Raw genomic sequence first — 21,583 nt, 5'->3', positions numbered from 1 at the left:
ACGATCGATATAAAAGCAAGTGTAAATACAAAAAATTAGTTCATTTAATGAGCTTAACTTAGAAAAAACTTAATAGATAAATATATTTGAGGCATTAAAAAAGGCGCTTAAAAAGCGCCTTGCTAACAAGTATGTGTGCTTAAAACATATCTTGATAGGAGTTTGTTGTGCTAAACGTAATTGCTTTTTCAAAGCCTGGTAACTGAATACTTTGCTCGTCTATTACAATGTCGTTGTCGTCAATAAGTCCGTCGCCAAAGCGATAAATAAGCTCGTACTGGCCTAAATCTGCTTGCGTTTGATACGTTTTCTGCGAAGCGCTAACCACACTATTTTTCTGTGTGTAACTAGTCATAACATCATCGCCATGGCGCTTAGCAAGCATTTGCATTGTTACTTTTGGTGAAAGTACAGTCGCTGTTGCATTGTTTCCGCCAAAGCCTTTTGAATTTATAAAAGCAATATCCATATCAGCGCACTCGTAATGGCTATTACGAATATCAAGATGGTCGCTATAAACATCATCAGCCACTTTATCAATTGTGGTAATACCCGGCATAATATTATGACTAAATATGCCTAACGCAATCGCTAACTGGTCACCGCTTGCAGGTGCAATAGTATGGCCAACATACGCTTTTGGCGCTGTTACTTTCCAGTTATCAATAGCAAACGTTTGCGCTACTTTATGATAAATCAAAGACTCTGTTACACGGTTTTGCGGTGTACTAGAACCATGGGCTAAAATAAAGCTACGTTCTTGCAGGGCTTCTTTACCTAATAAGCTGCTAGCAAGTGCGGCTGATTTTGCCATTGTAATATAGTTACCAGGTCCAGGTGACGTAATTGATTTTTTAACGCCATCTGCATTTACAAACACATCCGGCACACTGCCCATAATATCAGCGCCCAACTCAAGGGCTAAAGCATCATCCATTAAAATAGCAACTTGCGCGCCTTCACCTAATGTAAAGCCACAGTTATCGCCAAATGGGCGGCTGCTATTACGGTAGTCTGGTTCTTCATCATTTGATAAGTTATCTAAACGACGCAGCCCTTCAACGTTTGCAAGTGCGCTCATGTTACCAAAGCCTTCTACAACTTCTGGTGTAATAGCGCACTCAACACTTGCGACAACCGCAACGCGTGTACGCCCTGCTTGTATGTCATTAACCGCTGCACGTAAATTATATAAAAACGTTGCACATGCGCCCGAGGTCGAAAATGTAGTCCCTACATTGCCCGTAACATAGGCGTTTATAAAATCGGTCGACATTGTATTTAAGCCCAGTGCTAACTGCTTAGTGCTAACACGGTCGCCTTGTTGGCGCGCCTTTACTAAACCGCCTAGGCCTTTGTCGTCCATTTGGCCAATTACCGATGCTGAATAGGTACCAATTTTATCTGGCTCTACGCTATTCATAATATGCTGCCAATCAAGCCCAGTTGATTTAATCGCATCTGTAGCTGCAAAAATAGTGGCTTGCAAACCACGAGGCTGATAGCGGCTGTTATACATAACTGATGGATCAAACCCAGTCGGAAATTGCCCAGCAGATTTAATTGGGTTATCGCGTGTTGAGTCGTGCTTTACGTCTAAGTCGGCTGCAATAGTTACTTTAACTTTTTTGCCTTCAAGCTCTTCAACTTGCCAGCTAGCAGGAACTGGTGCAGGTAAGTCGCGAGCGCGCGTTTCAAACACAATTGCGTTATCGCTTGATGCGGTTAGTGTCATTTTTTGCTGCCACGGTGTGGCATCGGCATCAAAGTGTTCTTTTTCAATTTTACGAATAAGTGTACCAGCAATAATTTGCTCACCAAAGCGTGCTTCTATGTCGCTTTGCTCAACATTATTACCTTGTGTATCTTGTAATTGGCCGTTTACAACGCTTACTAGATTCATCAGTGTGGCGAGGCCTAAAAATGTTTCACTGCGATCTTGAGCATTTAAACTATCTAACACGATACGGCGATAACCTTGATGAAAAGAAGTACGGCCAGCGGCGTTAATGCCACCCATGCCTACTATAACGGGTAATGCTGTCATAATTTACCTTTTAGAAACGTGTTATAAGGAGAAGAGGCAGTTTAAATGGATTATGCACCACACATTGTGCTTTAATAGCCAAATATTCAGCACAAAAGGCCAAAATGTACTGGTCGGAGCATTTATATGACTGATAAACACACTAATCCACCTCTAAACATTGCTATAGCGGTATATCCGCATTTATTAGTGACTAGTTTAACGCTGCCTATAGAAATGCTAAGAGCCGGCGAGGCCTTTGCTAAAGGGCATCTTGATAAGCAAAGCTTTAGGCCACTTGCTATAAATTTAGTGGCTAAAAGTGCTGAATCTATACCCACCCGTGCAGGCCTTGCTATAAATCCTGATTGCATAACAACTAACGCGCCCTACAGCGATTTGATTATAGTGCCGGGTATTTGGCGGAACCCACGCCCAGTGGTGCGAACAAATCAAGAAATAGTTGATTGGCTAAGTGAAAGCTTTAGCGCAGGCAGCCATATAATTGGTGTCGGTACTGGCAACTGTTTATTAGCTGAGGCTGGCTTACTTGATGGCCACCCTGCTACCACCCATTGGCATTACGCCAAACAATTTAGCCATGATTACCCACAGGTACGTTTAAAGCCCGACTTTTTTATAACCCAATCAGAGCGCATGTATACCGTAGCAAGCCTTAATGCCCTTGCAGATGTTATCGTACATATTATCAGCCAGTACTACACAAAAGCCGCCGCGCAGCATGTAGAGCGTAATTTTTCGCACGAAATACGCAAACCCTACGAAGATCAACGCTATTTAGAAGGTGCAGTAGACCGCCACCCCGATGAGCTAATTGCGCAAATTCAATTTTGGCTAAAAACGAATTTAGCCACCGAGCTAAACTTGCAAGAAGTAGCTGCCCAATTTAGCTTAAGCTATCGTACTTTTACCCGCCGCTTTAGAGCCGCAACGAACCAAAGCCCTATTGAGTATTGGCAACAATTACGCGTAGAAGGTGCGAAAGAGTTATTAGCATCATCAAATTTATCAATTCAAGAAGTGGCGTTAGAAGTTGGATATAACGACCAAGGGCATTTAACCCGCGTGTTTAAAAAAGTATTAAGCCAAACACCCAGTGGCTACAGAAAAGTAGTTAGGAGAAAGTTGTTTGGCTAACCAGCGACGACACTCTAAATTGGCATTTTTTTATACATAAATTATACTCTTATCAATAATATAATTTACGCCATACCAAGGTAACTGCATGAGAGATAAACTTAGTAAGCACCTTTTTGATCCACAAAGCGATGCTTCTATTGAATCAAAGTTATTAAAGTTACTTTCACTTGTACGAAAACATTTAAGTATGGAAGTCGCGTTTATTTCAAAATTCACCAATACTGAGCGCGTTTTTAAAGTGGTAGATAACCAAACTACAAATACATGCGTATCAGTAGGTAATTCAGATCCAATTTGCGAAACTTACTGTAAAAAAATATCTGATAACGAGCTAGAACAAATAATCCCTAATACTCTTGAGCACCCAATAACCCGCAACATGCCAGTCACAGAAAAGCTAAATATTGGCTCTTATATTGGTGTACCCATTATTTTATCCACCGGAAAAGTTTATGGAACTTTTTGCTGTTATAAAACCGTATTAGACAATGCCCTGAACGACAAAGATTTGTCATTTCTTAGGCTCATTTCTGAAATAGCTACTGAGTTAATCGAAAAAAAAGTTCAGTCTGACATTTTAAATAATGAGTCAAAGTCGCTTATTGAAAATATTATAAAAACAAACGATATTACGATTTATTTTCAGCCCATATTTAATTTATCAACCAACCAACTTTCGGGTTATGAATCTCTGTCACGCTTTTTTATTGAACCCTATAAAACACCTGATATTTGGTTTAAAGATGCTGAAAAACTGGGTTTAGGAGAAGCATTAGAAATACTTGCTATACAAAATACATTACATTGCTTAGATCAATTTGATGAAAAAGCTTATATCACTATAAATACTTCACCTCAGCATATTTTATCAGGCTCAATAGACAAAGTATTACAAAGCATCGATTGTAATAGAATAATTTTAGAAGTGACTGAACATTCACCTATTTTAGACTACCAAGCGATGCGAACTGCACTTCAACCATTAAGAAGCAAAGGCGTAAGATTAGCTATAGATGATGTTGGAGCTGGCTATTCGTCTTTTCAACATATTTTAGAATTAGAGGCAGATATCATTAAGTTAGATATAAGCCTCACTCAAAATATAAATAAAGACAGTAGAAAGTTTTTATTAGCTAAAGCACTATGCGGATTTGCCAAAGCTATTAATTGCTCAATTGTAGCTGAGGGTATAGAAAATCAAGATGAATTAAACACACTAAGAAAACTAGGCGTTGATAACGTACAAGGCTATTTTATTGGGCGCCCAGCTCCTATTGAAGATGCCATCCAATATCAAACAATTACGCTATAATTAATAAACGCCACTTTTAGTGGCGTTCTGATTCGTTAAATTCTTTTCGATAATAGCGCTTTTGATAGTTTTTTACTTTAGTGTGTACGCCTTTGCTTAAGCTTTTAAATTTAGCCTCAAGTACGTCTACACCGTATAAAATACCGACCACCAGCACCGAGAGTTTTATTGCAGCCCCAAGGTTTTCTGTCGCTATCATCACGCCTATTGATGCAAGCACCCAAATGGTTGCAGCAGAGGTTACGCCAACTACCGCACCATCTTTTGCGAGCATAACGCCTGCCCCTAAAAAGCCAATACCTGTAATTATTTGCCCAACTACACGAGAATGATCTATTACATCCCCTTGTAAATTAAACGCAGTGGATAAAAACAAATACGTACCCAACGTTATTAGGGCTGACGTACGAATACCTACAGGCTTGCCGCGCAATTGGCGCTCTATTCCAATAATAGCACCACAAAAAGCCGCAGTACCAATAGCTGCCCATGAATACGGAGCTACATCAATTAAATCTAAAAAAGTCACTGTTAACCTTATATTTTATTAGCTATAGCCACCGCCGTTCTTAAACGTTGGCTACCAAACGCTGACATTTTGCTAAAATCACTTCGTGCAATAGGTACATATTGGCAATCTATTGCGAGCTGTTTATCGTTACCGGGCTCACAAAACGGATCGTGAACATACACGCAGTGCTCATCAAGGTGCGTAACACACACCCAGTGTGGCGATTTTTTACCATCAAAACTGTATGTACTAATTAATAACAGCACACTAAAGCCTTTACTTAACCACTGCTCAATATGCTCAAGCTCTACATCTTTATACGTAAGCGGTATATTTGCTTGTGCAATACCATCTACAAATTGTTGATGCACGGTGGCAAGTACCACTTTTTTGTTTTCGTTACGTACGCCATCTAAAAACAAAGGCTCTGTGGTATTAACCATTACCTCGCTTTTAAAACCACGCTTATTAGCCCCAAGTGCCAAACCAAACGGATGGCAACCACCATGACCCGATGTCATAAAAATGGTGGTACCTTCACGCCAAAGTGCCAGCTCATGCGATTGGGTAAGCTCAGTTGTTGACTCAAGTGCGCCCATTGCCATTAATAGTGCAGCAGGTCCGCACGTAAACTCAGTAGTTTGCTGATACCACGGCGTTAAACGCGCCACTTTTAACTCACTCGTTTGTCGAATGTTTTTTTGCATTCGTAGTGCGTCACTGTGGTCATCGTAATAATCGCTATATTGACCAAACACTCTGTAACCTAAGCTTTTATAAAGCCCTATCGCACCTTCGTTATTTACAGCCACTTCTAAACGAAGGTAAATACGCCCTCGCTCATACGTTTCTTTTTCAAGGCTAGTAAGCAATGTCTTTGCAACGCCCTTACCTTGCATTGTGGGTTTTACAGCAAGCGAATATAAACGCGCTAAACGAGTCCCTTTATGGCACCACACTAATCCATATCCACATACTTGCTCGCCATTTTGGGCAACGAGTAAAATACCGTGTTTTGCACTAAGCCAGCGTTTTAAACTACGCGGACTTAATTTATCGTTATTAAAGCAAGCGTTTTCAACGTCAATCAGTGCATTTAAATCACTACTAAGCGCCTTTCGAATAACAAGGTTGCTCATGTTATTACCCACGGCCTCGTGCTTCTAAGCGTTGTTTAAACTCATCCATAATGATCATGTATAGCTCGTCGCCTAAATAGCCGTCTTCTACCTTGTGATCAATACTTGGGTTGTCGTTTACTTCAAGTACATATGCTTTGCCTTGATGCTCTTTAACATCTACGCCATATAAACCCCTACCCACTGTTTTACATGCTTTTAATGCTGCATCTAACACCGCTTTTGGTAACTCAAAGGTTGGTAGAGTTTCAAAGCCGCCAGAGAAAAACCGTTTAGCGTCGTGGTTATAAATTTGCCAATGGTTACGCGCCATTAAATAGCGGCATGCATAAATTGCACGGCCATTTAACACACCCACTCGCCAATCATATTCGGTATACATGTACTCTTGTGCAAGCACTAATGCGCTATATTCAAACAGCTCTGTAAGCTTAGCGGCAAGCTCATCACGGTTTGAAACTTTAAACACACCTTTTGAGAACGACCCTTCAGGCATTTTTAAAACAAGCGGATACGTAAACGCTTCTTCTAATTGCTCAAGCGTTTCATTTGCTTGATCAGCCACTACAACCGTTTTTAAACTTGGCACTTTTTGATAATTAAACGCATCGTGTAAATACACTTTATTACAACAACGTAAAATAGACTCAGCATCGTCAATAACCACTAAACCAAGGCTTTGCGCTTTGCTTGCAAGGCGGTACGTTGGGTGGTCAATCGCTGTAGTTTGGCGAATAAATAACGCATCAAACTGGGCAATATTGTCAATTTCGTCAAAGCTTAATGCTTGTGCATAAATACCGTGTTTAGCCGCTGCCTTAATAAAACGTGCAATGGCGTCTTTGTCACTCGGTGGTACTTTTTCGTTATGATCAACAAGTATTGCCATGTCCCATCTAAAACGACGTTGCACCGAACTAATACGCCACTGTGTTTTAGTAAAGTTATCTAGCTTGGCTACAAATTCGCTGTACTGCTGCTCGCTTAAAGACGACATCGAGCCTTGTTGCAATAATCCTTGTTCATCAACAAATAAAATAGGCGCTGGGTATTGTTTAAATACCGACTTTGCCGCTTTTGATTGTAAATCGTTTTGGGCATTACCAAAGTAAAGTGTGCCATCTATTTGGCCCACATTTAACATAGGAGCTTGGCCACTACGAAGAGCATTAATGGTTTTTACACTGGGTAAAACTTGGTGCTTGCGCGCCTCTGCAAGTAATGAGCAATAGTAACCTTTGCTCAAGTATTGGCTTGAGTCGCACAGATTAATAATGCGTGTTTTTGGTTCGTTATGTTTTGGGTAATCACGTAAGTAGGTATTAAACGTAATTACATTTTCGAACGATTGAGCAAGCGTTTGCTCGTTGTTATCAACCACAATTAAGGTTTTAAACACGACTTTTCCTAGTTAAGTCAAAATATAAAAAGCATGCTTAGTAAAATACTAAGCATTATAAATAGAAACACCCATCGTACTAAGTGGGCATTGCGCGAATCACTTAATATGATGGGTGCTTTAACAGGTACCTACTGTACGAGTTAGCGCTTAAATTGCTTAAGCGACATGTGCTTTATATGCCCTTTTTTAAAAACGCACAAACGAGATATTTTTAGCGTGAAGATAAAAAATATTGATTAACTATATTTTCCACCTAATGCAGATTAAAATACGCAAAACAACACCTTATGAGAGTTAAAAATGTCGCTGCCTGCTTGCACAAAATGCCAATGTGAATATGTTTACGAAGACCAACAACTGCTTATTTGCCCCGAGTGCGCTCATGAGTGGAACCCAAATAACACAAACGATGAAGACGCAATTTTAGTAAAAGATGCCAACGGCACTTTACTTAATGATGGCGATAAAGTGACCGTAGCCAGAGATTTAAAAATTAAAGGCAGCTCGCAAGTAATTAAAATTGGCACCAAAGCGGTCGTTAGAAGAGTGCTTGATAAAAAAGATCACGAACTTGATTGTAAAGTAGAAGGCATTGGCGAAATGATGGTAACAGCGAAATTTGTGAAAAAAGCTACCTAAAATTGGATATTTAAAATATAGGATGTTAGATGAAAAATCATAAAAATAAATTCATCCAAGCCTTATGGCCTGTTATTGAAGCCTATTATTAGTGCGTATAATAGATTTTGTTTAACTGCTATTAGTTGGTGTATATCTAAAGGTCCACCTACATTTAATAAGGCGAATTATCGCTTAGGTATATTTAAGCATTTAACCTCCTCAGCTTAATGAGGAGGTATCTCTTGAACTGATCAGTTTACATTTCAATTAAAGTGCTTTTTAAGCTTTGATTACCCAGTAAAGAAATCAAATACGTTACCAAGTGTTGATGATGAACCTTTATAAAATTCAGTAAAACTACATCGACTGCATGTCACAGCGGTGTACTTTTTATTTTGAACATCAAAAATTCTTGACCAAAAGCCACCCGAAACTCTTATTTCACCGGTATCAAATTCGTTATTATTACACTTAGAGCAAGACCAATTGTTATGTCTCATATTTCAACCTCCATATTATTTATATACGGTATATTAAACACTTAAGGAACGTGTGTAGCAATTTTTTTTAATAAACAAACCAAAATTTAGTTCTTATATTTGTTAAGTTGGAATTTTGATAGATGTTTGGATAGCTTTTTAATAATTGCTTCTTATAATAATTAGTATGAGGGTCATACTAATTTCACTCAGGGATTACCTACTTGTTAGCTGTATATTGCGTTAGCAACAAAAATTTCGTAAGTCTCGTTCTTGTCTCATTACGTGCAAAATATATACTTTATTGTTATCTTTCTTGTAAAATATACGACAAGGATTCACGACCAGTTCAAGATAATTTAGGTTAGCTAACTCAATTGGTTTTTTACCTGATTCAGGAAAGGGTTCGAGACGTTCAACTTTTTCAAATATTTTGGCAACCAATTTTTTCGCTGACTGCAAATTGCTTAATGCGATATATTCAGCGATATCGTTAAGATCATCCAAAGCTGGATTAGTCCAAATTATTTCAGCCATTTATTCATTTTATCTTTAGCTTCAACATTCGACATCGTTTCACCACGACTTATTGCCTGCTCTCCTTTTGCAAGAGACTCAAGAATTTGCATACGCTTTTGCATAAATTCATAATCATCAACATCTACTAAGTATGCAGATGGTTGTCCATGTTCAGTTATCAACACAGGTTCTTTAGAGGAATGAAGTTCAGATAATATCTTCGTTGCTTGACGCTTCAATGTTGTTACTAGTTCTACTCTCATAATAATCCCCAAACAAATGTATCACTATAGTAGCACCGAGTAGCCAACTTGGGAAATACAACAAACGAGGCTGTAAAACCACTAAAATCAATTAAAAAGGGAGCACCTAACGTCAACCCTGCTCATTTTTAAACTATTAGGTACTTCTCATTATATGCCTTTGTACAAATTGAAATACACACCACGATACGCTATAAAAGCATTGCTGTAGGTTGGATAAATGGTGAAGCCATGCCATCCGACAATTAATTTATGAATATAAATAAGCGATTATTACGTTGGCATAGCTTTGTCAGATGGTGTTCTCTTAAAAACCAAAGCTTTATAAAATCTCTACCACCACATATTCGTGGGCTTTACCTGCAATTGTTAACGTAATTTCATCATCAATCTGTTTATTTAGTAACTGCTTACCCATTGGTGCGCCGGGTGTTACAACAGCAATTGCGTGCTTTTTAACGTTTACTGTTAAACCACCTGCTGCAGGGCCTAAATAAAACCATTTTTGCGCTGCGTTATCATCTTCTAAACACACCAACGAACCGATAGCTATTTTGTCGGTTGGCTTTTCGTTAAAGGCAGGCTCAAACAATTCTATGCTTTTATAGCAATCGTTTACGCGCTGGGCTTGGCCTTGTGCTAAATAAGCGGCTTCGAGCCCTAGGGTATCGTATTTGTTTTCGGCTATGTTTTCTTCATGTGTGGCGGTGTCGTGCGCGGTTTTTGCCGCTACTTTTGCTGTTGTAAGCTGCGCTTCTAGCGCAAAGCGAAGATGTTCGATAACGTGGGTTTTATTCATGGGGATTAGTACAATACAGGCAGTAAAAATAAGGCAGTTAGTTTAACATTTTTGCTAGGCTTAAAACCATTGTTTTAAACCCCCGCAAGTTTGGTGGGAATACTAGCGGGGCTTAAATTAGCATTAAACAAGCAAAGAGCTGTTGGTTGGTGCAGCTCTTTGCTTGTGCTTTATTAAAACCTTATGGCATATCTAATAATGTCTGCGTGTGGGCATCTACTTTAACTTCGTAGTTTTTAGCGCTTAAGCCCAATAGCTCTGGCAAAGTTGCCGCTATACAAATAGACGAGAACGTACCCACTACAATGCCGGTAAATAATGCAATAGCAAAGCCTTGCAGTGGTGCACCTGCAAGTAACCAAACGCTGGCAACCGTTGCAAGTGTGGTACCCGACGTTATTAAGGTGCGCGTTAGTGTGCTTTTAATCGCATTATTAATAATAGTCGCTGGGCTAAGTATATTGTTTGATTGAACACGTAAAAGCTCACGCACTCTATCCCCTACTATTATTGAGTCGTTAAGTGAGTAACCAATAATAGCCAGTAAACTTGCCAGTACGGTTAGGTTAAATTCAATTTGTAATAGTGAAAATAACCCAAGTACGAGTATTAAATCGTGCACTAGCGCAACCACAGACCCTACCGCTAATCGCCATTCAAAACGCACTGCAAGGTAAATCATTACCGCAATCATTGCAGCAAACATGGCTAAACAGCCTTGATCAAATAACTCATCGCCCACTTGTGAGCCAATATAAGCTGACGATAATACCTGTGCGTTTATATCATCGTTTTGTGTAACAGCGCTTTGCCAATCAAGGCTATTAGCTGTTGTTGATGCACTTGGCGCTTCTCTTAATTGAAAATGACTATTACCTTGCGCGGTTAGCTCAAACTCACCGTTGTGATTTTTAGCAATAAACGATTGAAGCTCTTTTAGTTCAACACTTTGGCTGGTTGTAAACTCAGTTAAATAACCGCCGGTAAAATCTAGGCCAAAATTTAGACCTTTTTGCGTAAGCGTAAATACGGATAGCAGCACTAAAATGGCACTTAAAAGCATACCCATAAAGCGTAAACGTGTGCCCGCCTCGCCTTTCAAAAAAGTGTTAAGCATGTGCATTTTCTCCTACTTTTTTACCCATTTTTAAATACAACGTTTGGCTTAATATTTTTGATACGTACACACCTGTAAATACAGACGTTAAAAGCCCCAGTGCGAGTGTAATGGCAAAACCTTTAACGGGCCCATAGCCTATGCCGTATAAGATAAGTGCGGTGATCATGGTGGTTATATTGGCATCAAATATTGTATTTGCGGCTTGTTTATACCCCTCTTGAATAGCTTGATATGGTGCACGGCCTTGGCGACGTTCTTCTTTAATGCGTTCAAATATTATAACGTTAGTGTCTACCGCCATACCTATGGTTAGCACCAAACCTGCAATACCCGGCAGCGTTAACACAACCCCTGGTAATAATGACATTAAGCCCACAAGCGACGTTAAATTTAATATAAGTGCTACGTTTGCAATAAGGCCTAAACGGCGATACCAAAGCGCCATAAATGCAAGCGTAATACCCATGCCTAACATAAGCGCGGCTAAGCCATTACTAATATTTTCGCTGCCGAGGCTTGGCCCTATTGTTTGTTCGTGCACAATTGTAACGGGCGCTGTAAGCGAGCCTGCACGTAGTAACAATGCTAGGTCGGCTGCAGCTTGTTGGCTTTTCATATTGGTAATACTAAAACGCGAACTTAAATGCTGAGCAATATTGGCAACGTTAATGACTTCGCTTTTTTTAACTACTTCGCCTTTAGCATTTTGAGAGTACTCAGAGTAAACCGTCGCCATTGGCTTACCAATATTGGCTTTTGAAAACGCCGACATTGCATCCCCGCCTTGGCCGTCTAGGCTTAGTTGTACAAGTGGTTTGCCCCAATCATCGCGGCCTATGTTTGCATTATTAATATGATCGCCTGTAAAAATTGGCACAGGATCGAGCTTTATCGTTCCGCCCGATTGCATATTAAATGTTTGCCCGCCAATTTCTTTTAATTGATAAAAACCAAGCGATGCTGTTGCACCAATAATACGTTTTGCTTCGGTTGGATCTTGCACGCCTGGTAGCTCTATACGAATGCGGTGCTTACCTTGTTGCTGTGTTACCGCTTCGGTAATGCCTAACTCTTCAATACGTGAACGAAGGGTTGTGAGTGTTTGCCCCATTACTTCTTTATCAAAGCTGCTGCGGCCTTGCTCCGAATAACTAAATTTGGCAGTTTTAACGCTGCCATTATTGCTTGTTACAACGGCAAAATTAGCAAACCGGCTTTGTAGCTCTTCAATAACGGGGGTTAACTTGTCTGTTGCATTAGGCAATGCGTTTATTTCAAACCCGTGCTGAGTTTGCTGCGCTTTTACGCCATGTGCTTTTTGCTTAATAATGATTGATTTAGCTTGTTGATACGCACTGACTAACTGCTCATCAACGGCTTTATCTAAATCTACGTCTAATACAAATAGCACACCGCCATTTAAATCAAGGCCCAGCTTTATTGGTGATAAACCAAAATTTTGTAACCATGTAGGGCTGGTTGCATGCTCAACAATTTTAACTTGCGTGTTTGGGTATTGCGCTTTTATAGCCGCTTGTGCCTGAGCGCTTTTAGTTGGCTCGTTTAAAAGTACATTAATAGTTGATTGCTTATCTAAACCCTGCTCAACCTCTAACCCTTGGTTATTTAAAAAAGTAACTAGCGTTTTAGTGCTCGGTAAAGATTGCGTTTCACTGTGCGGAGCAGCACTGATGTGCAACCACGATTTATTTGGGTATAAATTTGGTAATGCGCTGATAGCTAATAAAACCAATACTATTAGCATGGCTATATAGCTTAATTTGAACTTAGCCGTAGACGGTTTTTTGTCTTTTTTAAAACTTAACATGTTGAATCCTTATTGCCAGCAAAGCTAGCAACGTACTTTTTAAAAGCACAATTAATCTGCAGGCTAAAACTTTAAAAGTTAAAACCTAATAAAATTAAATAAGGAAAATTAAGCGTGGTAGGTAGTTACAGCTCTGTAGAGTAAATTAACGTCTTTCCAGCCACTCAAGCGCGACTTTTTACTATTAGTTACAAGCGTATACCAAGGCTGTATAGGATTAATCGCTCTTGGTCGTAAGAATATATGCCTAATAAGATTTTGAGCAAAAAATTCAAAAACCACATCGTATTCTGGCTCACTTTGAACAGTGTGCAAAAACAATGATGAATTATTGGCAGTTAACCTTGGTTGGTGCGCGTCAAAATCGGTTTGATGCGTTTTTTTATGCTGCGCAGTATCTACAGACTTACTAATAGGCTGTATTTTAGTTAAATCGGCAATATCAGTAAGCGAAACCTGCGTACTAACAGTAATATTTAAATTTTGTGAGGCGCCCATAGCATTGCTCTGCACACTAAAAAGTGCAGCAAGTAGCAAAAAGGCAGTTAAAAACACTCTAAATTTAAACATTCACGTTTTAAAACTAAAATAAGGGATGCGTAGTATATAAGGGCAAGCATTTAAAATACAATGCTTATTAATTAAGTATTTAGTTTTAACAGAGATCACTAATGCGCCCCAGACAAAGCACAGAAAAACGCCCCGACGCCATGAATTTACGCCAAAGTGTAAAAACACTGTGGCCCTACCTTACAAAATTTAAAGGCCGTGTTTTTATTGCACTTATGGCGCTTATAGGCGCAAAAGGTGCCACTTTGTTGATGCCGTGGGCACTTAAAGAAATTATAGACTCGGTAGATAAGTCGATTAACCCACTGTTAGTTATCCCCGCTTTATTGTTATTGATGTACGGTGCACTGCGTTTTGCTAGCGTATTTTTAGGTGAGATAAGAGATGCTGTATTTTCTCGGGTAACCGAGCACGCTATGCGTGATATTGGTTTAAAAGTATTTAAGCATTTGCACTCACTTGAGCTGGCTTTTCATTTAGATAGGCAAACTGGCGGTATTAGCCGCGATATAGAACGCGGTACTAGTGGGTTAAGTTTTTTAATGCGCTTTTTAATGTTTAACATTGTGCCTACTTTGTTTGAAATACTGACCGTTGCGATTATTTTTGGCACGTTGTTTTCTGTTTGGTTTGCGCTGATTACATTATTGGCAGTCGCCATTTATATTACCTTTACTGTGGTGGTTACTCAGTGGCGAAACCGCTTTATTAGAGAAGCAAACGCTGCCGACAATCAAAGTAATACCCGCGCAATAGACAGCTTGCTTAATTATGAAACTGTAAAATATTTTAATAATGAGCAGTTTGAAGCAAAAACTTACGACACCTTTTTAGCAAACTGGGAAAAAGCCCGTTTAAAAAATAGAATGTCGTTGCTCGCCCTCAACTCAGGCCAAGCACTTATTATTGCCTGTGCTATTACCGCGTTAATGTGGTTGGGCTCAACCGAGGTAGTTGCAGGTACGCTTTCTATTGGTGAACTTGTGATGATCAACGCGTATATGATTCAATTGTTTTTACCGCTTAACTTTTTAGGCTTTGTGTACCGCGAAATAAGACGCGCGCTAACCGACCTTGAAAACATGCTTGGGCTACTTAACAAAAAACCACAAATAACCGATGCACTTAATGCTAAAGAGCTCAATATTAGCCAAGGTGAAATAACATTTAATAATGTAAGTTTTAGTTACGATGCGCATCGCCCTATTCTTAATAATCTTAGCTTTAGTGTTAAAGCAGGCAGCAAAGTAGCTATTGTTGGTGCCAGTGGGGCTGGTAAAAGCTCATTGGCGCGACTGCTTTATCGTTTTTATGATGTAAGCGCCGGTGAAATTAGTATTGATAATCAAGCAATAAACTCAGTAACACTTAATAGTTTACGAAAAGCCATTGCAATAGTGCCGCAAGACACCGTGCTGTTTAACACCACTATTCGTGAAAATATCGCTTACGGCAGACCATCAGCAAGCGATGCTGAAATTGATGAAGCCATTGCTATGGCGCATTTAAAAGACTTTATAGGCACACTTGATAAAGGCGATAAAACACTGGTTGGCGAGCGCGGTTTAAAAGTATCAGGCGGCGAAAAACAGCGTATTGCCATTGCCCGCGCTATTTTGAAAAAATCCCCTATTTTAATTTTTGATGAAGCAACATCTGCACTCGACTCTCATTCTGAGCAAGCAATTCTCGCAGCAATGCGTGAAGTTGCCAGTAACCATACGAGTATTGTTATTGCTCATCGGTTATCTACTATTACCGATGCAGACACCATTATTGTGCTCAAAGCCGGACAAATTATTGAGCAAGGTAAGCACGATGAATTACTTACACTCGCCGGAGAATACGCCCGTATGTGGGAACTACAGCATAAAAAATAAATAGTGTGTGACCCCTCTTAGCTCGGATACCTTCAAGTATTCGAGCTAAATAAAGCGTTTATAGAACCTATTAGCCTTTCTCTTTTCTCCTATATTAGTTTTATCGAGCACTGTGGTGATTCACCTCAAAAGATTTGTTTGTCTGATTAATATCAATAACAATCGATAAGTTAAATATTCGTAACAATAAAAATAATTCACTGCTGCTTTAATTAAATCAGTGATACTCAGGAGTAAGTAATGAAAAAGAGTTTAATTGCCGCAGCATTAGCTGCCACATTTATTACCGGTTGTTCAGAGCCTCAAACAACAAAAACACACGAGCAACAACCTAAAGTAGTCACTGCAGCAGTGACAGAAAAAGCAGAGTTAGGTAGTTTTGGTGTTGATCTAACAGCTCGTAACGAAGCCGTGAAACCAGGCGATGACTTTTTTATGTATGCCAGCGGCACGTGGTATGACAACTACGAAATGCCTGCAGATAAAACCCGCTATGGTGCATTTTCTGGATTAGCTGAGCGCAGCGAAGGCGATGTTAAAGCTATTATTGAAGAAATAGCCGCACGTAAAGATTTAAACGCAGAAGAAAAACTCGTTGCTGATTTTTACAATGCGTATATGGATACCGAAACACTTAATAAACTCGGTGTAGCGCCTATTAAGCCATTGTTAAGTGAAATTAGTGATATAGCGTCAACTGACGATTTAGCTGAGATGTTTGGTAAGTCTTGGTTAACCGGTAATAAAGCCCCTTTTGGCGGCGGTATGTGGTTTAATCGCCTAGACCCTAATAAATATGAAATGTCACTAGGTGCTGGTGGTTTAGGTTTACCAGATCGTTCTTACTACCTTGAAGACGCTGAGCGCTTTGTAAAAACCCGTACAGCTTATGTTGCTCACATTGCTGACATGCTTAAGTTTGCAGGAGTAGAAAATACCGCTGAGCGCGCTCAAGCAATAGTTGATCTTGAAACCAAAATTGCACAAGGTCATTGGCCTCGTGAAAAGCGCCGTAATCGCGACTTAACCCTAAACCAAGTTGAACGTGCCGATTTAAGCACTGCTTATCCTGGCTTTAACTGGGATTTATATTTTGCGCAAACAGGTTATAAAGTACCTCAGTTAAATGTATCTCAGCCTGAGCCAATAAAAGCGATGATTGAGCTAATCAATCAAGAAGATATTGCAGTATGGAAAGACTACCTAACGTATCACGCTATTAGCGGTAACGCAGGTTTACTATCAGAGGACGTATTTAATACTAACTTTGCTTTTTTTGGTAAAGAACTAAACGGACAGCAAGAGCCTCGCCCTCGTTGGAAACGTGCAATAAGTGAAATGTCAGGCACAAGTTCGCTTGGTTTTGCTATTGGTAAGATATACGTAGCGCGTTACTTCCCTGAGTCGTCAAAACAACAAATGTCTGAGCTGGTTGAAAACCTACGTACAGCTCTTGGTGAACGTATTGATAACCTAGAGTGGATGGGCGATGAAACTAAAGTAAATGCGCGCGCTAAACTGGCTGCATTTGTACCAAAAATTGGTTATCCCGATGTTTGGCAGTCTTATGATGGTTTAAGCATTACTAAAAACGATTTAATCGGTAATGTGAAAAACATGCGTGAATTTTTTCATGCAGAAAGTGTTGAAAAAGAGCTACAAAAAACAGACCGTAGCCGCTGGGGCATGACGCCACAACGCGTAAACGCTTACTACAATAGCTCGTTTAATGAAATTGTATTTCCGGCTGCGATATTACAACCGCCGTTTTTCGATCCAAATGCCGATCCGGCTGTAAACTATGGCGGTATTGGCGCTGTAATTGGTCATGAAATGGGTCATGGGTTTGACGATCAAGGTTCAAAATCTGACGAAAACGGTGTGCAACGTAACTGGTGGACTGATGCTGACCGCGCTGCATTTGACAAAAAAGCCGATCAACTGGCTGCGCAGTACAGTAAATACGAGCCAATCGAAGGTAATTTTGTTAATGGTCGAAATAGCCTTGGCGAAAACATTGGTGATGTAGGTGGGCTATCAATGGCTTATCACGCGTACAAGCTCAGTTTAAATGGTAAAGAAGCGCCTGTTATTGACGGCGTTACTGGCGATCAGCGTTTCTTCCTTGCGTGGGCACAAGTATGGAAAGAAAAACGTACTGAGCAAAGCATGCTTAACCAACTGCGTGGTGGCACACATGCCCCAGGTCGCTTTAGAGCACAAGCGCCGCGTAACCATGATGCATGGTACAAAGCGTTTGATGTAAAACCAGGCGATGCGTTATACCTTCCTGAAGATGAGCGTGTACGTATTTGGTAAGTAACACTTACTTTTTATTACTTAGTAAGGCAACCTGTTATACAGGTTGCTTTTTTATTGAATTAAATTTACACATAATAGATATAATTCCAACGTCTAGAACCCTCGATGATCCCATTAATAAAATACAGTTTACATGGCTTTTAAACGTTACCGATTTAATCTGTTTTAATACTTACTAGCCCTTGAATGCATTTACCTTTAGAATACGCATTATAATTTTATTCTATTATTTACATATATTAAGGCGAAACGCAGATGGGAAGAGCTTACCAAAACAAAAAAGATTCAATGGCTAAGACTGCGGGTGCTAAAACTAAAGTTTATTCTAAGTACGGCAAAGAAATTTATATTTGTGCAAAAAACGGCGGTGTAGATCCAGATGGTAACTTATCATTACGTCGTTTAATTGAACGCGCTAAAAAAGACCAAGTACCAGCACACGTTATTGACCGCGCAATAGACAAAGCAAAAGGCGGCGGCGGTGAAGACTACGCAGCAACACGTTACGAAGGTTACGGCCCTGGTAACTGTATGATTATTGTTGACTGTTTAACAGACAACAACAAGCGTACCTTTGCTGATGTACGTGTTTGTTTTACCAAAGCGAATGCTAAAATTGGCGCTCAAAACTCTGTTTCACATTTATTTGATCACCTTGCTATTTTTGTATTTGACGGTGATGACGACGAAGCAGTACTTGAAGCTCTTATGATGGCTGATGTTGATGTAACTGACGTAGAAGTAGATGACGGTAAAGTTACTGTTTTTGCTCCTCACACAGAGTACAACAATACACGTACAGCGCTTGAAGAAATGGGCGTGACTGAATTTGACGAAGACCTAATTAGCTTTGTGCCACAAATTGAAACACCGATTGAAGGCGAAGACGTTGAAGTTATGGAACGCTTTTTAGCAATGTTAGAAGATTGCGACGACGTGCAAAACGTTTACCATAACGCGCAATTCTAAAGAGCGATTTAGTAAGTTAGAACGACTTTAAGCCAACAGCTATGTTGGCTTTTTCATTTTTAGAACATGGTATTAATATGAACTCCCTTAAAGAGCTTAAAAGTGGCAAACTTGTTGGTGCTACTCGCCTGCAATTGGTAGAAGAGCTAACGACATTTCCTGAAGAAATCTTTAGCTTAGCTGACACGCTTGAAGTTCTCGATTTATCAAATAATAACTTATCAACACTACCTGATGAATTTGCCTGTTTAACAAACCTGAAGCGTGTGTTTTTATCGTTTAATCAGTTTAAGCATATTCCTAAAGTGCTCGCTAAATGCCCTGCTTTAATTATGGTCGCGTTTAAAGGTAACCAAATTTCTGAATTTGCTTTAAACAGCCTGCCAAAAAATATTGAGTGGCTAATACTCACCGATAATACGTTAAGCGAATTGCCTGAAGATTTCGGTAATTATACCCAGCTTAAAAAGCTTGCGCTTGCAGGCAATCAACTTAAGCAACTGCCAAGTAGCATGGCGCAGTGTAAAAACCTTGAGCTTGTTAGGCTCTCTGCTAATAACTTAACACACGTAGACGACTGGCTGTTTGAATTGCCTAAACTTGCTTGGCTTGCGTTTGCCGGTAACGATTTTAATAAAGCCCAGTGCCTTACAAAAAGCTGCTTAGAAAATAAGTCTCTTAACGATTACACACTTAGTCATGTTATTGGCCAAGGTGCATCGGGCGTTATTCATTTAGCACAAGCTATTGAAAGTGCTGTAGCGATTAAATTATTTAAAGGCGCAATTACCAGCGACGGCTACCCGCTTGATGAAGTAAATTGCTGCTTACAAGCAGGCGATCACGCTAATTTAATTCAAGTACTTGCCTACATTGAGCAAAGTGATCAGCTAGGTTTAGTAATGGAGCTAATAGATAAAAGCTTTGCTAATTTAGGCCTGCCTCCAAGCCTTGAAACCTGTACTCGTGATACCTTTAATGATGATTGCCATTACTCAACTCACGCTATTTTAAAAATTGCACAGCAAATGGTAAGTACCTTACATCACTTGCATATTTGTAAAGTAAGCCATGGCGACGTGTATGCGCATAACACCATGATAAACAAAGATGCTGATGTATTATTTGGTGATTTTGGTGCAGCCACAAACTTAGCCATGTTAAGTGATTATCAACAAAAGCAAATCGAGTTAATTGAAGTACGTGCATTAGGGTGTTTAATTGAAGACTTAATAGGCACGGTAACTGGCGATGATAAACAAAGTGAGCTCTTTGTTAAAATGTCCGATATGGCAAAATGTGCCATGCAACCTACATTAAATCAAAGACCTACATTTACTGAGTTATTAGCAGAGCTAAAATAAATTTAATATTAATAATATAAGCGAGCAAAATGTAACATCTTACTCGCTTTTATTTTATGTTTATTCGGATTTTCCGTACTTATTTAGTGCGCTTAAACGGGTAAACCTGTTGTTTAAGCATACCTACGGGCATGTAATCCCCGACTACACCATACGCTTGTGGCCACTCTTTTTGGCCTTTAACAGCAGTACCAAACACATAATCTAAAAACGAAAAATGTGCAGCGTAATTTCGGTCAATCGCGGCTTTATCTGACGCATGATGCCAATGGTGAAACTGCGGTGTAACCATAAAATATTTTAGCCAACCAAATTTCACACGCACATTTGCATGGTTAAACACAGCCTGCAAACCCACAATTATTACGTACAAACTAATTATTTGCTGTGAAAAACCAAGTACAAATATAGGCGTGAGCACTAAGCTGCGCGTTACGAGTATTTCAAGAATATGCTGGCGAGAGCCCGCTAACCAATCCATTTCTTTAGCACTGTGATGTACGCCATGAAAGCGCCATAATAAAGGGACTTCGTGATAGGCACGATGCACCCAATACTGCATTAAATCAGCCACGAGTATTATTAAAAACAACTGCACTATAAAGGGTGTTTGCTCTATATAACCTTGTACTGTAGATGATACAGCCCAGCCAAAGCCATAATGCACAAAGTGGTTAGTAACGAGTAATACAAAACCAATAATTAAATGATTTACAAAAAAGTGGTTTAAATCGCCTCGCCATTCGCTACGTAATATTTTTTGATCTTTACGATGAGGTAATAACTTTTCAATCACAATAAATATAAGTGTTGAGCCGAGTAAATCTAAAATAAACCAATCAAGCCCTATATAAGGTGTATCAGAAGCAAATTCGTTTACTTCAACGTTTGGTCCGCCAAACATAATAGCGAGTAAAATAAAAAACCACGCTGTAGCCCCTAAACGCTTATTGGTATTACGTACAAAGTTAAGTAATCCTAAACTGCCCGAGACCAATAATGATGCAAACATAAGCTGACGTAAAAAGTCGACGCTGTAGCTTTTTCTCAGCTCTGGTGTGGTTAAATATTCAGGAAAGTGAAACGCTAATACGCCTAAGCAACTCAGTATTGCTAAAAAGCAGGCTATGTAGCCACTTATGTTGCCCTCACCTATCTGAAGATGATTTGTGCGAAATACTTTTCGCGATAGAGCTCTGATCATTTTTATTATTCCTTGCGTCGTTGAGTTGATTAAATACAACGAAATTCCATTGATTTACACACCCACATATTAACAAAATTTAGGGTATAAAAAA

The 21,583-nt window shown here is 39.6% G+C and carries 19 protein-coding genes; 7 read left to right on the top strand and 12 right to left on the bottom strand.

What is annotated here, in order from left to right; genetic code table 11:
• Positions 1 to 139 precede the first annotated feature (139 nt).
• Positions 140 to 2,047: a beta-ketoacyl synthase gene (locus H5088_RS00200; protein ID WP_096792990.1), complete on the bottom strand. Its 1,908-nt coding sequence runs from the start codon at positions 2,045 to 2,047 to the stop codon at positions 140 to 142.
• A gap of 126 nt (positions 2,048 to 2,173) precedes the next feature.
• Here H5088_RS00200 and H5088_RS00195 point away from each other — a divergent pair, with 126 nt between their 5' ends.
• Entirely contained in the window at positions 2,174 to 3,184 is a 1,011-nt protein-coding gene (locus H5088_RS00195; protein WP_138488986.1) for a GlxA family transcriptional regulator, read from the top strand.
• 88 nt (positions 3,185 to 3,272) lie between these two features.
• Positions 3,273 to 4,499 carry an EAL domain-containing protein gene (locus H5088_RS00190; RefSeq protein ID WP_182715340.1) on the top strand — a complete coding sequence of 409 codons (1,227 nt, stop codon included), beginning with the start codon at positions 3,273 to 3,275 and terminating at the stop codon, positions 4,497 to 4,499.
• 16 nt (positions 4,500 to 4,515) lie between these two features.
• Here the strand turns inward: H5088_RS00190 and H5088_RS00185 are convergent, their stop codons facing one another.
• Genes H5088_RS00185 through H5088_RS00175 form a run of 3 tightly spaced genes read right to left on the bottom strand, consistent with a single transcriptional unit; the run spans position 4,516 to position 7,548 of the window.
• Positions 4,516 to 5,028 carry an MgtC/SapB family protein gene (locus H5088_RS00185; protein ID WP_002960746.1) on the bottom strand — a complete coding sequence of 171 codons (513 nt, stop codon included), beginning with the start codon at positions 5,026 to 5,028 and terminating at the stop codon, positions 4,516 to 4,518.
• A gap of 8 nt (positions 5,029 to 5,036) precedes the next feature.
• A complete protein-coding gene (locus H5088_RS00180; protein WP_182751932.1) occupies positions 5,037 to 6,149 on the bottom strand; it encodes a GNAT family N-acetyltransferase/peptidase C39 family protein in 1,113 nt (370 codons plus the stop codon).
• A gap of 4 nt (positions 6,150 to 6,153) precedes the next feature.
• Positions 6,154 to 7,548 (bottom strand): RimK family protein, encoded by a 1,395-nt coding sequence (locus tag H5088_RS00175; protein ID WP_182694985.1) that lies wholly within the window; start codon positions 7,546 to 7,548, stop codon positions 6,154 to 6,156.
• 303 nt (positions 7,549 to 7,851) lie between these two features.
• Between H5088_RS00175 and H5088_RS00170 the strand changes: the two genes are divergently transcribed.
• Positions 7,852 to 8,190: a zinc ribbon domain-containing protein YjdM gene (locus H5088_RS00170; protein WP_182751931.1), complete on the top strand. Its 339-nt coding sequence runs from the start codon at positions 7,852 to 7,854 to the stop codon at positions 8,188 to 8,190.
• Between the two features lie 272 nt (positions 8,191 to 8,462).
• Here H5088_RS00170 and H5088_RS00165 read toward each other — a convergent pair whose 3' ends face one another.
• The 7 genes from H5088_RS00165 to H5088_RS00135 all read right to left on the bottom strand — a co-directional run bounded on the left by H5088_RS00165 (position 8,463) and on the right by H5088_RS00135 (position 13,750).
• Positions 8,463 to 8,672 (bottom strand): zinc ribbon domain-containing protein, encoded by a 210-nt coding sequence (locus H5088_RS00165; protein WP_007582647.1) that lies wholly within the window; start codon positions 8,670 to 8,672, stop codon positions 8,463 to 8,465.
• Between the two features lie 222 nt (positions 8,673 to 8,894).
• A complete protein-coding gene (locus H5088_RS00160) occupies positions 8,895 to 9,188 on the bottom strand; it encodes a type II toxin-antitoxin system RelE/ParE family toxin (RefSeq protein ID WP_182751930.1) in 294 nt (97 codons plus the stop codon).
• Positions 9,176 to 9,433: a type II toxin-antitoxin system Phd/YefM family antitoxin gene (locus H5088_RS00155; protein ID WP_010555056.1), complete on the bottom strand. Its 258-nt coding sequence runs from the start codon at positions 9,431 to 9,433 to the stop codon at positions 9,176 to 9,178. The genes H5088_RS00160 and H5088_RS00155 overlap by 13 nt, the downstream gene beginning before the upstream one ends.
• A gap of 322 nt (positions 9,434 to 9,755) precedes the next feature.
• Entirely contained in the window at positions 9,756 to 10,232 is a 477-nt protein-coding gene (locus H5088_RS00150) for a GreA/GreB family elongation factor (protein WP_010555055.1), read from the bottom strand.
• 181 nt (positions 10,233 to 10,413) lie between these two features.
• Positions 10,414 to 11,349 (bottom strand): protein translocase subunit SecF, encoded by a 936-nt coding sequence (gene secF / locus H5088_RS00145; RefSeq protein WP_182751929.1) that lies wholly within the window; start codon positions 11,347 to 11,349, stop codon positions 10,414 to 10,416.
• A complete protein-coding gene (gene secD, locus H5088_RS00140) occupies positions 11,342 to 13,180 on the bottom strand; it encodes a protein translocase subunit SecD (RefSeq protein WP_182751928.1) in 1,839 nt (612 codons plus the stop codon). The genes secF and secD overlap by 8 nt, the downstream gene beginning before the upstream one ends.
• Positions 13,181 to 13,288: 108 nt before the next feature.
• Positions 13,289 to 13,750: a hypothetical protein gene (locus H5088_RS00135; RefSeq protein ID WP_182751927.1), complete on the bottom strand. Its 462-nt coding sequence runs from the start codon at positions 13,748 to 13,750 to the stop codon at positions 13,289 to 13,291.
• Positions 13,751 to 13,851: 101 nt separating this feature from the next.
• Between H5088_RS00135 and H5088_RS00130 the strand changes: the two genes are divergently transcribed.
• From H5088_RS00130 to H5088_RS00115, 4 genes are all read left to right on the top strand, one after another.
• Entirely contained in the window at positions 13,852 to 15,630 is a 1,779-nt protein-coding gene (locus H5088_RS00130) for an ABC transporter ATP-binding protein/permease (RefSeq protein ID WP_182751926.1), read from the top strand.
• A gap of 240 nt (positions 15,631 to 15,870) precedes the next feature.
• Complete coding sequence (locus H5088_RS00125) at positions 15,871 to 17,949, top strand: M13 family metallopeptidase (RefSeq protein ID WP_182751925.1); 2,079 nt, start codon at positions 15,871 to 15,873, stop codon at positions 17,947 to 17,949.
• Positions 17,950 to 18,207: 258 nt separating this feature from the next.
• On the top strand, positions 18,208 to 18,921 hold the full coding sequence (locus H5088_RS00120; protein ID WP_002959761.1) for a YebC/PmpR family DNA-binding transcriptional regulator: 714 nt from the start codon (positions 18,208 to 18,210) through the stop codon (positions 18,919 to 18,921).
• Between the two features lie 41 nt (positions 18,922 to 18,962).
• Positions 18,963 to 20,285 carry a leucine-rich repeat-containing protein kinase family protein gene (locus H5088_RS00115; protein ID WP_259395892.1) on the top strand — a complete coding sequence of 441 codons (1,323 nt, stop codon included), beginning with the start codon at positions 18,963 to 18,965 and terminating at the stop codon, positions 20,283 to 20,285.
• A 79-nt stretch (positions 20,286 to 20,364) separates the two neighbouring features.
• Here the strand turns inward: H5088_RS00115 and H5088_RS00110 are convergent, their stop codons facing one another.
• On the bottom strand, positions 20,365 to 21,489 hold the full coding sequence (locus H5088_RS00110) for a sterol desaturase family protein (protein ID WP_024597617.1): 1,125 nt from the start codon (positions 21,487 to 21,489) through the stop codon (positions 20,365 to 20,367).
• Positions 21,490 to 21,583 lie beyond the last annotated feature (94 nt).

Origin of the sequence: Pseudoalteromonas sp. SR43-3 (assembly GCF_014163875.1) — a bacterium.
GTDB classification, from domain to species: Bacteria; Pseudomonadota; Gammaproteobacteria; order Enterobacterales; family Alteromonadaceae; genus Pseudoalteromonas; species Pseudoalteromonas distincta.
The sequence above is the reverse complement of the archived record's forward strand: the minus strand, read 5'-3'. Positions and strand labels throughout refer to the sequence as shown.

What these genes read in the sequence shown, in the direction of transcription:
- H5088_RS00200 (WP_096792990.1), bottom strand. Translation starts at nt 2,047, where the DNA reads ATGACAGCATTACCCGTTATAGTAGGCATGGGTGGCATTAACGCCGCT.
- H5088_RS00195 (WP_138488986.1), top strand. Translation starts at nt 2,174, where the DNA reads ATGACTGATAAACACACTAATCCACCTCTAAACATTGCTATAGCGGTA.
- H5088_RS00190 (WP_182715340.1), top strand. Translation starts at nt 3,273, where the DNA reads ATGAGAGATAAACTTAGTAAGCACCTTTTTGATCCACAAAGCGATGCT.
- H5088_RS00180 (WP_182751932.1), bottom strand. Translation starts at nt 6,149, where the DNA reads ATGAGCAACCTTGTTATTCGAAAGGCGCTTAGTAGTGATTTAAATGCA.
- H5088_RS00170 (WP_182751931.1), top strand. Translation starts at nt 7,852, where the DNA reads ATGTCGCTGCCTGCTTGCACAAAATGCCAATGTGAATATGTTTACGAA.
- H5088_RS00165 (WP_007582647.1), bottom strand. Translation starts at nt 8,672, where the DNA reads ATGAGACATAACAATTGGTCTTGCTCTAAGTGTAATAATAACGAATTT.
- H5088_RS00160 (WP_182751930.1), bottom strand. Translation starts at nt 9,188, where the DNA reads ATGGCTGAAATAATTTGGACTAATCCAGCTTTGGATGATCTTAACGAT.
- H5088_RS00155 (WP_010555056.1), bottom strand. Translation starts at nt 9,433, where the DNA reads ATGAGAGTAGAACTAGTAACAACATTGAAGCGTCAAGCAACGAAGATA.
- H5088_RS00150 (WP_010555055.1), bottom strand. Translation starts at nt 10,232, where the DNA reads ATGAATAAAACCCACGTTATCGAACATCTTCGCTTTGCGCTAGAAGCG.
- secF (WP_182751929.1), bottom strand. Translation starts at nt 11,349, where the DNA reads ATGCTTAACACTTTTTTGAAAGGCGAGGCGGGCACACGTTTACGCTTT.
- secD (WP_182751928.1), bottom strand. Translation starts at nt 13,180, where the DNA reads ATGTTAAGTTTTAAAAAAGACAAAAAACCGTCTACGGCTAAGTTCAAA.
- H5088_RS00135 (WP_182751927.1), bottom strand. Translation starts at nt 13,750, where the DNA reads ATGTTTAAATTTAGAGTGTTTTTAACTGCCTTTTTGCTACTTGCTGCA.
- H5088_RS00130 (WP_182751926.1), top strand. Translation starts at nt 13,852, where the DNA reads ATGCGCCCCAGACAAAGCACAGAAAAACGCCCCGACGCCATGAATTTA.
- H5088_RS00125 (WP_182751925.1), top strand. Translation starts at nt 15,871, where the DNA reads ATGAAAAAGAGTTTAATTGCCGCAGCATTAGCTGCCACATTTATTACC.
- H5088_RS00120 (WP_002959761.1), top strand. Translation starts at nt 18,208, where the DNA reads ATGGGAAGAGCTTACCAAAACAAAAAAGATTCAATGGCTAAGACTGCG.
- H5088_RS00115 (WP_259395892.1), top strand. Translation starts at nt 18,963, where the DNA reads ATGTTGGCTTTTTCATTTTTAGAACATGGTATTAATATGAACTCCCTT.
- H5088_RS00110 (WP_024597617.1), bottom strand. Translation starts at nt 21,489, where the DNA reads ATGATCAGAGCTCTATCGCGAAAAGTATTTCGCACAAATCATCTTCAG.